This is a genomic window from Demequina sediminis, assembly GCF_030296675.1.
GTDB lineage: Bacteria > Actinomycetota > Actinomycetes > Actinomycetales > Demequinaceae > Demequina > Demequina sediminis.
Genome location: NZ_AP027736.1, coordinates 682925 through 697847 on the forward strand (window position 1 = coordinate 682925; position 14923 = coordinate 697847).

Annotated in this window: 9 protein-coding genes and 2 pseudogenes; 10 read left to right on the forward strand and 1 reads right to left on the reverse strand. The window is 68.9% G+C overall.

Going from position 1 to position 14923, the window contains the following annotated elements; all coding sequences use genetic code 11:
• Positions 1 to 12: 12 nt before the first annotated feature.
• Positions 13 to 2214: an MMPL family transporter gene (locus QUE44_RS03555; RefSeq protein WP_286215903.1), complete on the reverse strand. Its 2202-nt coding sequence runs from the start codon at positions 2212 to 2214 to the stop codon at positions 13 to 15.
• A 206-nt stretch (positions 2215 to 2420) separates the two neighbouring features.
• Here QUE44_RS03555 and QUE44_RS03560 point away from each other — a divergent pair, with 206 nt between their 5' ends.
• From QUE44_RS03560 to QUE44_RS03610, 10 genes and pseudogenes are all read left to right on the forward strand, one after another.
• Positions 2421 to 3008 carry an S-layer homology domain-containing protein gene (locus QUE44_RS03560; protein ID WP_286215904.1) on the forward strand — a complete coding sequence of 196 codons (588 nt, stop codon included), beginning with the start codon at positions 2421 to 2423 and terminating at the stop codon, positions 3006 to 3008.
• Complete coding sequence (locus tag QUE44_RS03565) at positions 3005 to 3997, forward strand: SH3 domain-containing protein (RefSeq protein ID WP_350226886.1); 993 nt, start codon at positions 3005 to 3007, stop codon at positions 3995 to 3997. Before QUE44_RS03560 ends, QUE44_RS03565 begins: the two co-directional genes overlap by 4 nt.
• Positions 3998 to 4047: 50 nt before the next feature.
• On the forward strand, positions 4048 to 5382 hold the full coding sequence (locus tag QUE44_RS03570) for a replication-associated recombination protein A (protein WP_286215905.1): 1335 nt from the start codon (positions 4048 to 4050) through the stop codon (positions 5380 to 5382).
• 167 nt (positions 5383 to 5549) lie between these two features.
• Positions 5550 to 6176 (forward strand): 30S ribosomal protein S4, encoded by a 627-nt coding sequence (gene rpsD, locus QUE44_RS03575; RefSeq protein ID WP_286215906.1) that lies wholly within the window; start codon positions 5550 to 5552, stop codon positions 6174 to 6176.
• Between the two features lie 151 nt (positions 6177 to 6327).
• On the forward strand, positions 6328 to 8997 hold the full coding sequence (gene alaS, locus QUE44_RS03580) for an alanine--tRNA ligase (RefSeq protein WP_286215907.1): 2670 nt from the start codon (positions 6328 to 6330) through the stop codon (positions 8995 to 8997).
• A gap of 20 nt (positions 8998 to 9017) precedes the next feature.
• Positions 9018 to 9473: a Holliday junction resolvase RuvX gene (ruvX, locus tag QUE44_RS03585; protein WP_286215908.1), complete on the forward strand. Its 456-nt coding sequence runs from the start codon at positions 9018 to 9020 to the stop codon at positions 9471 to 9473.
• Positions 9466 to 10598 (forward strand): annotated as a pseudogene (gene mltG, locus QUE44_RS03590) (endolytic transglycosylase MltG). Before ruvX ends, mltG begins: the two are co-directional and overlap by 8 nt.
• Positions 10595 to 11431, forward strand: a complete 837-nt coding sequence (locus QUE44_RS03595) for a shikimate dehydrogenase (RefSeq protein ID WP_286215909.1) — start codon at positions 10595 to 10597, stop codon at positions 11429 to 11431. Before mltG ends, QUE44_RS03595 begins: the two are co-directional and overlap by 4 nt.
• A 72-nt stretch (positions 11432 to 11503) precedes the next feature.
• Positions 11504 to 13161, forward strand: a pseudogene (locus QUE44_RS13960) (GspE/PulE family protein).
• Between the two features lie 466 nt (positions 13162 to 13627).
• Entirely contained in the window at positions 13628 to 14923 is a 1296-nt protein-coding gene (locus QUE44_RS03610; protein WP_286215912.1) for a type IV pilus twitching motility protein PilT, read from the forward strand.

Sequence of the window (14923 nt, forward strand, 5' to 3'; positions counted from 1 at the left end):
CCCGGCGGCCGGTCACTCGTGCGTGAGGCCGATGCGCTGGTGGAGCCGGCGCAGGGGCCCGGGTGCCCACCAGTTCCAGTCCCCCAGAAGGGTCATGGTCGCGGGCACGAGCAGCAAGCGCACCACGGTCGCGTCGAGCAGCACCGCGAACGCGAGTCCGACGCCCACCTCCTTGATCATGAGCAGGTCGCCCATCGCGAAGCCGAGGAAGACCAGCACGATGACTGCGGCCGCCGAGGTGATGATGCGACCGGACCGCTGCAGACCCTTGCGGACCGCGGCATCGTTGCTCTCGCCTGCGTCGACGTATTCCTTGACGCGCGCGAGCAGGAACACCTCGTAGTCCATCGCGAGCCCAAAGCCGAACGCCACGATGATCACCGCGACATACGTCTCCACGCCTCCCGTCGAGGTGAAGCCCAGCAGCGACTCGAGATTGCCCTCCCCGAAGATCCACGTCACCACGCCCAGCGTCGCGAGCAGGGACAGCGCGTTGATGAGGAGGGTCTTGACCGGGACGAGCAGCGATCCCGTCATGAGGAACAGCAACACGAAGGTCGCGACGACGACGAGCGCCCCGGCCACCAGGGCGCCCTCGGCGATCGCGTCGATGAAGTCGATCTGCGTCGCGGCGGCACCACCCACGTTGATGGTCACGTCGGCGGGCAACTCGCGCATCTCACGCACGGTCGAGGCGGCCTCGGGGCCGGTCGCGTCCGTCGTGTCGAGGCGCACGCCGACGAAGGTCTCGCCCTCGAGCACCACCGGCTCCTCGACCCCCGCCACCCCGCCGAGCTCGGCCACCGCCGTGAGCCAGTCCGCGAGGGCAGCGGGCGACTCGAGCGAGTGCACCGTGACGGCGGGCTCCACGAGGTGAGGGAAGCCCTCCTCGAATGCGACGACGTAGTCGCGCCGTTCGTTGCCGACCGGCAGCGCCTCGATATCCGAGTTGCGCAGCGTGAGTCCCAGCACGGGCGACGCCAGCAGCAGAAGCAGCGCCGTGGCGCCGATCATCACGAGCCACGGGTGGCGCTGGACCCGCGTGGCGAGACGCGCGAACGCGCCGTCCTCGCGGTCGACATTGGACGTGACGGACACGACCCTCCGCACCCCGGGTAGCCGCGCGAGCAGTCCCGCCCCCACGATGCGTGGCGCGAGCAGATACAGCACGGCGGGCACGACCGTGAGCGCGGCGACCATCGCGGTGGTGACCACACCCACCGCGGCGCCGCCGATGCCCCTGATCATCTCGGGGGAGAAGGCGAGCATGCCGCCCACCGAGACCGCCACGATCAGGCCCGAGAAGGCGACGGTCCTGCCCGCGGTGGAGAGGGTGCGCACGAGTGCCTCGTCACGCGCCTCGCGCGGGTCGCCTCCGAGCCGGTGAAGCTCCTCGCGGAACCGCGACACGAGCAGCAGCCCGTAGTCGATCGACAGGCCGATGCCGAGCACCGTCACGACGTTCACGGCGCTCTGATCGAGATCCAGCAGGTAGGAGAATCCGTACAGCACCGCCAGGCCGCCCGCGATCGAGGCGATGGCACCGGTGAGCGGTGTCGCCGCGGCGAGAAAGCCGCCGAACACGAACACCATCACGATGAGCGCCGCGGGCAGCGCGATGAGCTCGCCCGTGACGAGGTCTCGCTCGAGCTGATGAGTGAAGTCGTCGAACACGAGCGGGCCCGAGAACGTCAGCACGGTCGCCTCCGGCTGACTCGCGCGCATGTCCGCGACGGCGCCAGCCATGATCGCCGCGACCTCCTCGTGGAGCGCGAGTGCGTCGTCGCCCGGGTCGGCGAACGCCACGTCGACCAGGAAGCCGGTGCCCGTGGCGTCGACGAGCGCCGCGCGCGCCTCGGGCGGGCCGGCGAAGGGCGTGGCCACCGACGCCACGTGGTCGACCTCGGCGATGCGCGCGAGGGCGGCCTCCATGGCCGCCTGAACCCCGGCATCGTCCGGGCGTGCGTCCCGGACATACGACGCGAGGCGAGGCCCGACCGCGGGGTCAGCGGTGCGTTCCTGGGCCTGCGTCACCTCCCACGACTGCGAGCCGTCCACGAGCGGCGGCCCGGTGGTGACCCGCTGGAAGAGTCCCTCTCCGTTGACGCCCACGGTCGCGAGCGCGTAAAGGCAGATCGTGGCGAGTGTGGCGAGAATCACGACCAGCCGCGGCGCGCGTGCGATGGCATGACCCAGCCGGGTGAAGATTCCCATGGTCACCAGGCTAGACGCGCGGGACCACGGGGGCAGCGGGGACGATGCGGGGCGCCACGGTGGCGCGGAGTCTCACGGTGGGCTGCGGCCCGGCGCGGAATCAGTTTGATACTGTGGCCGCGCTGGGAAGCCGCCAGGTCCAACGGTCGCGGGGAGGGTCGCGTCCTGAGCGCCGCCCTGAGACGGGCGGAGAACGGAGCCGGTCGATGTCTGAGACCGTCCACATCCACCGCCGACTCGTCCGTGTCGCGGCGCTGCTCGTCTCCGGCGCACTCACCGCCGTGATCGCCGTGCCCGCCGCGGCCGCCGAGGAGGCCGTCGAGGCCCCCGTCGAGTTCGTCGACGTGGATCGCTCGCCGGAGTTTACCGATGAGATCGCCTGGATGGGCGAGACGGGCATCTCGCTTGGCTACGCCACGACGGCGGGACGCGAGTACAGGCCATTCGGTCGCGTCACGCGCGACGCCATGGCCGCGTTCCTCTACCGCTACGCCGGCTCGCCCGAGTTTGAGGCTCCCAGCGAGCCGACCTTCTCCGACGTCACCCCCGAGACGTCCGACTTCTACGTCCAAATCGAGTGGGCCGCGGCTCAGGGCATTGCGGGCGGCTGGTCCGACGGCACCTTCAAGCCCACGCGGGCGATCACTCGCGACGCCATGGCCTCGTTCCTCTACCGCTTCGAGGGGGCTCCGCGCCGTCGGGTGAGCAGGTCTATGTCGACTCGGACGAGTCCCCCGAGCATGCCGACGCGATCGAGTGGCTCGCGACCCAGGGCATCTCGCAGGGGTGGGTGAACTGGCGCGGGCGGGTCTACAAGCCGCTCCAGACCATCACCCGCGACGCAATGGCTGCATTCCTCTACCGGCTCGAGCACGGCGCGGAGCCCGTGACCGCCCATGCACCGGTGCTGGCGCCTCGCGCCACGGTATGGGTCACCGCATCGACCCTTCATCTGCGGGCGCAGCCCACCTGGAACTCGGCCGTCGTGGTGTCTGCACGGAGGAACGCGAGCGGAACCTTCGATGGCGCACGCGAGCATGGATGGCAGCGCGTGGAAATGGGCGGCGTCAAGGGATGGGCGCCCTCGGAGTACTTGCGCACGACCGAGCCGTCCTTCACGGTGACTCGCGTGGGCATCAAGGTTGACGAGTTGTGGTTTCGCGACGGCCCGTCGAACAACGACACGGTCCTGATGAAGATCCGCCGCGGCGAGCGTGGCGAGTTCACCGGCGTCATTCGCGGCGACTGGTGGCAGGTGCGATTCCGCGATCGACTCGCGTGGGCCCCCGCCATGCACATGAACGTCGTGAGGCCGTTCGACGCCGCCGCGGTGTTGCGCACCGCGCACTCCCAGGTCGGCTATCGCGCCGTGTCGTACAACGACAACAAGTTCAACGACTGGGCGGGCGGTCGCAACCCGTGGTGCATGGTGTTCGTCATGTGGGTGTTCGACAAGTCGGGCTTCAAGCAGGGCGTGCCGTTCGAGCTGCTGTATTCGGACTGGGCGCGCGAGGCACTCGCGTCGGGCATCGTCGATCGCACGGTGACCGCGGCGGATCTCAAGCCGGGCCACGTGGTGTTGGTCGACTGGCCGCCGTATACGGGGCCCACTCACGCGGGCATCGTTGACCGGGTGGTCGGCAGCAACGTGATCCTGGTCGAGGGCAACACCTCTGACGGCACGGGTGACCCGACGCGCGGCGTCTTCGTCAGGGAGAGGCGAATCGTCGACATGTATGGGGTGTTCAACCCGGACGAGTTCGCCCGAGTCAACGGGTACTAGCAGCGGCCGGCGCGGCGTGTGCTGTCAGACCCTGCGCCTACGCTGAACCCATGGATCTGTTCGACTCCGCGCGCATGGACGCCACCGGCGTGCCGGAGGCGCTCGGCAACGCGCCGCTTGCGGTGCGCATGCGACCGCGCACCCTTGATGAGGTCGTGGGGCAGGCACACCTGCTCGCGGAGGGCTCGCCGCTGCGGCGGCTCATTGGCGAGGCGGCACCCGCAACCTCGGTGATCCTGTGGGGACCGCCCGGCACGGGCAAGACCACGTTGGCGTACCTGGTCGCGGGCAACAGGAGGTTCGTCGAGCTGTCGGCCGTTACCGCGGGAGTCAAGGACGTGCGCGCCGTGATCGACGACTCGAAGCGGCGGATCGCGACTGGAGAGCGCGAGACAGTGCTGTTCGTGGATGAGATCCACCGCTTTACGCGTTCGCAGCAGGACGCGTTGCTGCCCGCGGTGGAGAACCGCTGGGTCACGCTCATCGGCGCGACCACGGAGAATCCGTCGTTCTCGGTCGTGGGGCCGCTCCTGTCCCGTTCGCTGCTGCTCACGCTGCAGCCGCTCGCGGCCACGGATGTGGGAGAGGTGGTGGACCGCGCGATCGTGGAGGAGCGCGGTCTCGGTGGCACGGTGACCCTCGAGGACGGTGCGCGCGACCACATCCTGCGTGTCGCGGGGGCCGACGCCCGCAAGGCGCTCACCCTGCTCGAGTCGGTCGCTCAGTCCGCGCTGCAGTCCTCGGAGGGCGGGCTCATCACGGCCGCGCTGACCGAGGCGACCATGGATGCCGCCCTGGTCGCGTACGACAAGTCGGGCGACCAGCACTACGACGTCATCAGCGCATTCATCAAGTCGGTGCGCGGGTCGGACGTCGACGCGGCGCTGCACTACTTGGCGCGCATGGTCGTCGCGGGGGAGGACCCGCGGTTCATCGCGCGCAGGCTCGTGATCCTCGCCGCCGAGGACATCGGCCTTGCCGACCCTCAGGGTCTGGTGATCGCGCAGGCGGCCGCCGAGGCGGTGAGCTTCATCGGGATGCCCGAGGGGCGCATCGTGCTCGCGGAGGCGACCGCGTATCTGGCGAGCGCTCCCAAGTCGAACCGCGCGTACGTCGCGATCGACAAGGCCATCGCCGACGTGCGTGCCGGCCGCGCCGGCGTGGTCCCCGACCACCTCAGGGACGCGCACTACGCGGGAGCCGAGCGCATCGGCCATGGCCAGGGCTATCGCTACGCGCACGATGCTCCCCACGGGGTCGCCGCGCAGGAGTACCTGCCCGAGGCGCTCGAGGGCGCGCGCTACTACGAGCCCACCGAGCACGGCTTCGAACGCACCCTGAGCGAGCGGCTCACGACGATTCGCCGCATGCTCGGCAGGGACTAGGGTCCGTCGAGAGTTCCGCGCGTGTCGCGGGGTGTGCGGCCCCCACCCGCTTTGCTACACTATTCGAGCCCTCGCGGACGGTTGGCTGCTGCCCCGCGAACTCCAGCACTCAGCACATCGATTATTTCCCGGCGCATCCGCGCGCCCGGGAAGTTATTAAGGACATCATGACCTCAGTACAGAAGGCACGCCGCCAGGTCCGCCTGTCGCGCAGCCTCGGGATCGCGCTGACTCCGAAGGCCGTCAAGCACTTCGAGAAGCGTCCCTACCCGCCCGGCGAGCACGGCCGTACCGCCCGCCGCAAGGAAAGCGACTACGCGGTTCGTCTGCGCGAGAAGCAGCGTCTTCGCGCCCAGTACGGCCTCCGCGAGAAGCAGATGACCTCGACCTACGCCGAGGCGAAGAAGGAGTCCGGCCTGACCGGTGAGGCCTTCGTCGAGCTGCTCGAGATGCGTCTCGACGCCCTGGTGCTGCGTGCCGGCTTTGCCCGCACCATCCTCCAGGCGCGTCAGTCGGTCCTGCACCGCCACATCCTCGTGGATGGCAAGATCGTCGACCGTCCCTCGTTCCGCGTGAAGCCGGGCCAGACCATCCAGGTCAAGCCCAAGGCCGTCACCCTCGAGCCCTACATGGCCGCCGCCGCCGGCGCGCACCGTGACGTGCTCCCGCAGGTGCCCGAGTACCTCGACGTCACGCTCGAGAAGCTCAGCGCCCGCCTGGTCCGCCGTCCCAAGCGCGCCGAGGTCCCCGTGACCTGCGACGTGCAGCTGGTCGTCGAGTACTACGCGCGCTAGTCGCACCCGTGAGGCTTCGACGAGCCACACACTGAGAGGCCGCGGCGCGGCGCCCCTGAGGGGCGGTGCGCCGCGGCCCTTTCTGTACGATGCAGGCGCCGGGCAGGTCCCGCCCCACGCCGGATGACAGGTAAGGACACGTAGGAGAGCCATGCAGACTTCCGAGATCGCCACGCGATGGGTCGACTTCTTTGCCAAGCGCGACCACCACATCGCGCCGAGCGCGTCGCTCGTGTCGCCGGATCCGTCGCTGCTCTTCACGGTCGCGGGCATGGTCCCCTTCATCCCGTACATCATCGGCACGGACACCGCGCCGCACCCGCGCATCGCCTCTGTCCAGAAGTGCATTCGCACCAAGGACATCGAGGAGGTGGGAAAGACCACGCGCCACGGCACCTTCTTCCAGATGCTCGGCAACTTCTCGTTCGGGGACTACTTCAAGGAAGGCGCGATCGACTTCGCGTGGGAGTTCCTCACGGGACCCGAGTCGGAGGGCAATCTGGGCTTCGACCCGGAGCGTTTTTGGGTGACCATCTGGAACGAGGACGAGGAGGCGCTGTCGCACCTCGTCAACGTGGGCGTCGACCCGTCGCGCATCGTGCGACTCACGCGCGAAGAGAACTTCTGGGACACGGGCCAGCCCGGTCCCGCGGGTCCCTGCGCGGAGTGGCACTACGACCGCGGGCCCGAGTTTGGTCCCGAGGCCGTGGGCGGCACCGTGGACCCCGGCGGCGACCGCTACCTCGAGGTGTGGAACCTTGTCTTCGACCAGTTCCTGCGAGGAGAGGGCTCCGGCAAGGACTACCCGCTGATCCGCGAGCTCGACCAGAAGGCGATCGACACCGGTGCGGGTCTGGAGCGCCTCGCGTACCTCAAGCAGGGCGTGTCGAATATGTACGAGATCGACCAGGTCTTCCCGGTGATTGCGAAGGCGCAGGAGCTGTCGGGTAAGACGTATGGCGACAACGAGACGGACGATGTCCGCATGCGCGTCATCGCGGACCATGTGCGCTCGTCGCTCATGCTGATCGGCGACGGCGTCACGCCTGGCAACGAGGGCCGTGGCTATGTGCTGCGCCGCCTCATTCGCCGCTCGGTGCGCGCCATGCGCCTGCTGGGTGTCGAGGACCGCTCGCTGCCCGAGTTGCTGCCCGTGTCGATCGACGCGATGGCCAGCGCCTACCCCGAGCTCGAGACCGGTCGCTCGCGCATCGAGTCCGTCGCGTACACCGAGGAGGACGCGTTCCGGCGCACGCTCGCGCAGGGCACGACCATCTTCGACCTCGCGGTCGACAAGGCGAAGCAATCCGGCACCCCCGCGCTGTCCGGCTCCGACGCGTTCACGCTGCACGACACCTACGGCTTCCCGATCGACATCACCCTCGAGATGGCGGCCGAACAGGGCATCCAGGTCGACGAGGCAAAGTTCCGTGAGCTCATGAAGGAGCAGCGTGAGCGCGCCCGCGCCGATGCCAAGGCCAAGAAGGGCGGCCACGCCGACGTCAGCGTCTACAACGGGATCAAGGAGACGCGCGCGACGGAGTTCCGTGGCTATGAGGAGCTCGTCACCGCCACCGAGATTCAGGCAATCGTGCGCGACGGGGTGGGCGTACCCGTCGCCCTGACGGGCGAAACCGTCGAGGTCATCCTCCCGCAGACGCCGTTCTACGCGGAGTCGGGCGGCCAGGAGGCCGACTCGGGCATCATCCGGTCCGCGCGCGGCACGCTCGAGGTGGTCGACGTCCAGAAGCCCGTCAAGGGACTGGTGGTGCACACCGTGACGGTGATCGAGGGCGAGATCGCCGTGGGCGACGAGGTCTCCGCCGAGGTCGACACGGAGTGGCGGCTTGGCGCGCGTCAGGCGCACTCGGGCACGCACCTGGTGCATGCGGCGCTGCGCGAGGTCCTCGGCCCCGATGCGCTGCAGTCGGGCTCGTACAACAAGCCGGGCTACCTTCGCCTCGACTTCGCGTGGAACTCCGCGCTGTCCGCGGCGACGCGGTCCGAGATCGAAGAGGTCACCAACCGCGCGATCCGTCGCGATCTCGACGTGTCCGCGCAGTACATGACCCTGCCCGAGGCCAAGGAGTGGGGCGCCGTCGCGCTGTTCGGCGAGACGTACGACGAGACGGTGCGCGTCATTCAGATCGGCGGTCCGTGGTCGCGCGAGCTGTGCGGTGGCACGCACGTGGATCACTCGAGCCAGGTCGGACTCGTCGCGCTCACGGGCGAGTCCTCGGTGGGCTCGGGCTCGCGTCGCATCGAGGCGATGGTGGGCATCGAGGCCTTCCAGAAGCTCGCCGCCGAGCGCGCGCTGGTCTCCGAACTCACGACCACACTTAAGGTGCAGCCCGGCGAGCTCAAGGGGCGGGTCGAGAAGGTACTCGAGCGTCTCGCCGAGGCCGAGCGCCAGCTCGCGGGCTATCGTCAGCAGGCCATGCAGCAGGCGGCCGCCGGTCTGGTCGACCACGCGGTGACGGTCAACGGCGTGCGCGTCGTGACCCATGCGTCTCACGAGGCGGGGGACGGGGACGACCTCCGGACGCTCGTGACGGACGTGCGTGCTCGTCTCGGCGAGTCGACACCTGCGGTGGTGGCGATCGCGGGCGAGTTCGGCGGCCGGCCGCAGATCGTGATCGCGACCAACGGACCCGCGCGCGACGCCGGCCTGAAGGCGGGAGACCTGGTGCGCACGGCATCGTCCATCCTGGGCGGCGGGGGCGGCGGCAAGCCGGACCTCGCGCAGGGCGGCGGTCAGGATGCCGCGCGCATCCCCGACGCGCTCGAGGCCGTGCAGGCAACGGTGGCCTCACGTGCCTAGGGCGGCGCGTGGATAGGGGAGTGCGTCTCGCCGTCGACGTGGGCACCGTCCGCGTGGGCGTAGCGGCGTCCGACCCTGACGGGCTCATGGCGTTTCCCGTCGACACGGTGCAGCGGGGCAAGGGCGACGTCGCGGCCGTGGCCGCAATCGCCGCGGAGCGCGGGGCGGTCCGCGTCTTCGTCGGGCTGCCGCGCACCCTCGCCGGCGCCGAGGGCGCGAGCGCTCAGGACGCGCGCGGGTTCGCTGCGGCCCTCGCGGAACTCACCGAGGCGTCGGTTCGTTTGATCGACGAGCGATTTTCGACGGCCACCGCATCCCAGGCGATGCGCAGCGCCGGCCGCAGCGCGAAGCGACAGCGGCAGGTGATCGACCAGGCGGCCGCCGTGGTGATTCTCGAGAACGCCCTCGACGTTGACAGGAACGGTAATCTCGATGCGGTGACCATCGAGGTTCCGCGCAAGGGGAATGATGACTGACCTTTTCGAGGCTGAGGCCACGACCACCACGTCTCTCGACCTGCGGCGCCTTCAGCGCAGCAAGCGACGCGCGGCGCGCAGGCGGCTCACGCTGATCGTGACCGCCGTCGCGGTGGTGTTGTTCGCGATCGGCGGCTCGATCGCGGTGAACTTCCTCCAGGGCTTCGAGTCGACCACCACCGAGATCGCGGACTACGACGGCCCCGGTCAGGGCAACGTCCAGGTGGTCATCGAGAGCGGTGCCACCGGGGCGGACATCGCAGCGACGCTCTACGACGCGGGCGTGATCGCATCGACGCAGGCCTTCATCATCGCCGCGAATGACAACGCGGAGTCCGCGTCGATCACCCCCGGCTACTACTTCATGCACAAGGAGATGAAGGCCGAGTACGCACTGGAGGCGCTGCTCGACCCCGCGAACCGCGACGTACGCGCGATCACCATCCCCGAGGGCAGGACACTCGACCACTACTTCCAGGCGATCGCGAACCTCACCGGCACCACCAAGGAGGAGGTGCAGGCGGCCGCGGAGAACACCGAGGCGCTCGGCCTCCCCGAGGAGGCGGGCGGCAATCTCGAGGGCTGGCTGTTCCCGTCGACCTACGAGTTCAACCCCGGCGTGACCCCGCAGGAGATCCTGACCAAAATGATCGCCCAGACGGTGACCATCCTCGACAGGAATGGTGTGGCACCTGAGGACCGTGTGCGCATCCTCACCGTCGCGTCGCTCATCGAGCGCGAGGCGCGCCTCGACGACGACCGTGCGCTCATCTCTTCGGTGATCTACAACCGCCTCGACATCGACATGAAGCTCGAGCTCGACTCGACCGTCAAGTACCTGTCCCCGTCAGAGGGGGTCTTCACCTCGGACGACGAGCGCGCGATCGACTCTCCGTACAACACGTACGCGAATGTGGGCCTTCCCCTGGCCCGATCGCGGCACCGGGAGAGGCGTCGATCAAGGCGGCGCTGTCGCCGGCGGAGACCGACTACCTGTTCTTCGTGACGGTCAACCTCGACACGGGCGAGACGCTGTACGCGACCGAGTACTCGGACCACCTCGCGAACGTCGAGACCCTGCGCGCGTGGGTCGCCGCCAACCAGACCGAGTCCGACGCGGAGTGAGCGCCGTCCGCCGCGCGGGCGTCCTGGGTCACCCCATCGGGCACTCGCTCTCCCCGGTGCTGCACCGCGCCGCCTACGACGCGCTGGGACTGGACTGGGAGTACGGCGCGTACGACGTGCCCGCGGGAGGGCTAGCCGCCTTTCTCGGGGGCCTCGACGCCGCCTGGGCGGGGCTGTCGTTGACGATGCCGCTCAAGGTCGAGGCCGTGCCGCTCATGCACTACGTCGAGTCGATGGCCAAGCTGGTGGGCGCGGTGAACACGGTGCTCATCCAGGACATCGGCGGCGTGCGCCAGCTCACTGGTGCCAACACCGACGTGTGGGGCATCCAGGAGGCCTTCCGCGAGGCGGGCGTCGAGTCGGCCCGGTCGGGCATGATCCTGGGCGGGGGAGCGACGGCGACGTCCGCGATGGCCGCGCTGGGAGCGCTTGGCGTCGAGGCCCTGCTGGTCGCGGTGCGCGCGCGCGGACGCGCCGGAGGACTGGTGCGCGCCGCGAGTCGCATGGGACTGCGTCCGCGGTTGGTGGGCTTCGATGAGGTGCCGTTGCTTGCGGAGGGAGTCGACGTGGTGGTGTCCACCGTTCCGGCCGATGCCGGTGCGGAGGTCGCGGGGACCCTCACCTTGGTGCGTGCGGGGGCGGCGCTGCTCGACGCGGTCTACGACCCCTTGGTGACCCCGCTGGGAGGCGCGTGGGCCCGCCTGGGTGGGACGCGCATCGGCGGGGAGCGCATGTTGCTTCATCAGGCTGCTGAGCAGGTACGACTCATGACGGGGCGTTCTGCACCGATTGGCGTGATGGATGCCGCTCTGCGTGGAATGTTGAATAGGTAACACTTCAGGTGGGCCTGAGCGCTGCCGATGGTAGGTTCGGCGCTAATGGTTCTGGCGCATGAGGGAGCGCGAATGAAGCAGCTAGGAAGCATCCTGCTCGAGGAGGGCGTGCTCACCGAGGAGCAGCTGGTCGACGCGATCGACGAGCAGCAGGCTCGGGGGCAGTCGCTCGGGCGGACCCTGGTGGAGATGGGGTACATCTCCGAGGGTCAGTTGGTGCGTGCGCTCGCTTCTCAGGTGGGTATGGAGTTCGTGGAACTCGCCGAGTACCCCGTGGATCGCGCGGCTGTCGCGCTCATCCCCGACACCGTCTGCCGGCGCCACGCGGCGCTGCCGATCGGCTTCGAGGGCGAGCGCCTCAAGGTCGCGATGTCCAACCCGGGCAACGTGGTGGCGGTCGACGACATTCGACAGATCACCCACAGGACCGTCATCCCCGTGGTGGCGGCGCACGACGACCTCATGCAGGCGATCGACCGGTACTGCCGCTCCGACGCGGAGATGAAGGACCTTCAGGGCGCGCTCGACGAGCAGGAGGAGGTCGACCTCTCGCAGATCGGCGACGTCATCGAAGACGATGCGCCGATCGTGAGGTTCGTCAACCTGCTCATCACGCAGGCGATCCAGGACCGTGCGTCCGACATTCACCTCGAGCCGGGGAGAAAGACCTCAGGGTCCGCTATCGAATCGACGGCGTGCTGCACGAGATGAACGCGGCCCCCAAGTCGACCCAGAACGGCGTGATCTCGCGCATCAAGATCATGTCCGACATCGACATCGCCGAGCGGCGCAAGCCGCAGGACGGACGCCTCTCCGTCAACCACCAGGGCCGCAAGATCGACCTGCGCGTCGCGACGCTCCCCACGGTGTGGGGCGAAAAGGTCGTCATGCGTATCCTCGACAACTCGACGGCGACGCTCGACCTCGAAGAGCTTGGCATTCGCCAGCACAATCTCGATCTTTACCAGCAGTCGTACACCAAGCCTTACGGGATGATCCTGGTGACGGGCCCTACCGGCTCTGGAAAGTCCACCACGCTGTACGCGACGCTCAACCAGGTGTCGCGTCCCGAGATCAACGTCATCACCGTCGAGGACCCAGTCGAGTACCGGATTCCGGGGATCAACCAGGTGCAGGTCAACGTCAAGGCTGGCCTGACGTTCGCCGGCGCTTTGCGCTCGATTCTGCGCTCCGACCCTGACGTGGTGCTGCTCGGTGAGATCCGTGACGGCGAGACCGCTCAGATCGCGATCGAGGCGGCGCTCACCGGTCACCTGGTGCTGTCGACGCTGCACACCAACGACGCGCCGAGCGCGATCACGCGACTGACCGAGATGGGCATCGAGCCGTTCCTCGTCGGGTCCGCGGTCGACTGTGTGATTGCGCAGCGCCTCGCGCGCCGGCTCTGCCCGCACTGCAAGGAGACGTACTCGCCGACGGGCTACGAGCTCGAGCGCTTCGGATGGCAGGCAGGCGAGGAACTTCCCGAACTGTTCCGGCCCGCAGGCTGCGCGCGGTGCTCCCGCACTGGCTACCGGGGGCGCCTCGCGCTCCATGAGATCATGCCGGTAAACGAAGAGCTCGAGCGGCTTGCGGTCGCTCGCGCCTCGTCCGCCGACATCGGCCGCGTGGCCCGTGCGGCCGGCATGCAGACGCTCATCGAGGACGGTTGGGCGAAGGTCCGCGACGGACTCACCTCCGTGGAGGAGCTGCTGCGAGTCGTGAAATAGGGAATGTCTTAGAATGGTAGATTCACGCCGATAGTTTGAGGGAATGCGCATAAAAGGCGCGCATTTCGGGGGAGGACGCATGACTTCGGAGTTCCAGCCTGGGAACGGCGCATGGTTCGCGCCGCAGGGTGGCGCCGCGCCTCAGCGCCCGGTCGCCGCTCAGCCGCCCGCGCCCACGACGCCTCCCGTCGACCCCCAGCCGGTTGCTCCGGTTGCTGCCGCTCCAGTGCCCCCAGTGGCACCGCAGGCGGGCAATCCGGTGTTCGCTCCCCAGTCGCCCGAGGCGCCGCTGCCCACTGCGCCCGCGGCTCCGTCGTTGCACCACGCTGGTCCCCAGAACACGCGGCGCGCGCCGTTCCTCGAGGAGCGCCGCCCGTACACTGGCCAGCCTGACGCGCCCGTCGGAGCGCAGCAGGTTCCCGCCGCATCGTCGCCCGTTGTATCGGCTCCAGCCGCGCCTACCGCGATGCAGGCGCCCGTACCGCCCGTCGATGCGGCCGCCGCCTTCGCCGCCGCCGCACAGCAGCAGGGCGCCTTTATGCCGGCACCCGAGCCTGCCCCCGTGAAGGAGGAGCCGAAGGCCCCTCCCACACCCGCGGCGGCGCAGGCCGCGCCGGGTCCGAAGGCGCAGCCGGTGGGCAAGCGCGTGGGCATGACGCTCGACCGCGACGAGAACGACCTCGACATCAACGTGGCGCTACGCCAGATGATGAAGTTGGGCGCCTCCGACCTCCACGTCACCACGGGCGCACCGCCCATGGTGCGTCTCGACGGCGAGCTTCAGCCGCTTGAGGGGTTCAGCAAGCTCAACCCCGAGGGCTTGCAGCGCACCATGTACTCGATCCTCACGCAGAAGCAGCGCGAGACGTTCGAGGAGCACCTTGAACTCGACTTTTCGTACGCCCTGGTGGGGGAGGCGCGCTTCCGCGTCAACCTCTACATGCAGCGCTCGTCGGTGGGCGCCGCGTTCCGTGTGATCCCGTATGAGATCAAGCCGCTCGAGGCCCTGGGCATCCCGCCGGCCGTCGCGGAGTTCGCGTCCAAGCCGCGCGGACTGGTGCTGGTGACGGGGCCCACGGGTTCCGGCAAGTCGACCACGCTCGCGTCGCTCATCGACCTCGTGAACCGCCAGCGCGCGGACCACATCATGACGGTCGAGGACCCGATTGAGTTCCTGCACAAGCACAAGAAGTCGCTGGTCAACCAGCGCGAGGTCGGCGCGGACACGCTGTCCTTCAAGAACGCGCTCAAGCACGTGCTGCGCCAGGACCCCGACGTCATCCTCGTGGGCGAGATGCGTGACCTGGAGACCATCCAGGTGGCGCTGACCGCCGCCGAAACTGGCCACCTGGTGTTTGCGACGCTGCACACGCAGGACACGGCGCAGACCATCGACCGCATCATCGACGTGTTCCCGGCGGAGCAGCAGGCGCAGGTGCGCACGCAGCTCGGCACTGCGATCCAGGGCGTGATGTGCCAGGCGCTGTGCAAGCGCTCGGACGGCCCGGGCCGTGCCGTCGCGGTCGAGGTCATGGTCGCGACGCCGGCTATCCGCAACCTCATCCGCGAGGGCAAGACGCACCAGATCTACTCGATGCTCCAGGCGGGCTCGAAGCAGGGCATGCAGACCATGGACCAGCACCTCGCGTCCCTGGTGAAGCAGGGCCGCATCTCCTACGACACGGGCGCCGAGATGTGCCATCACCTCGAGGACTTCAACCGCCTGTGCGGTCGTGGCTCGCTGGCCGGGGCGGAGGTTTAG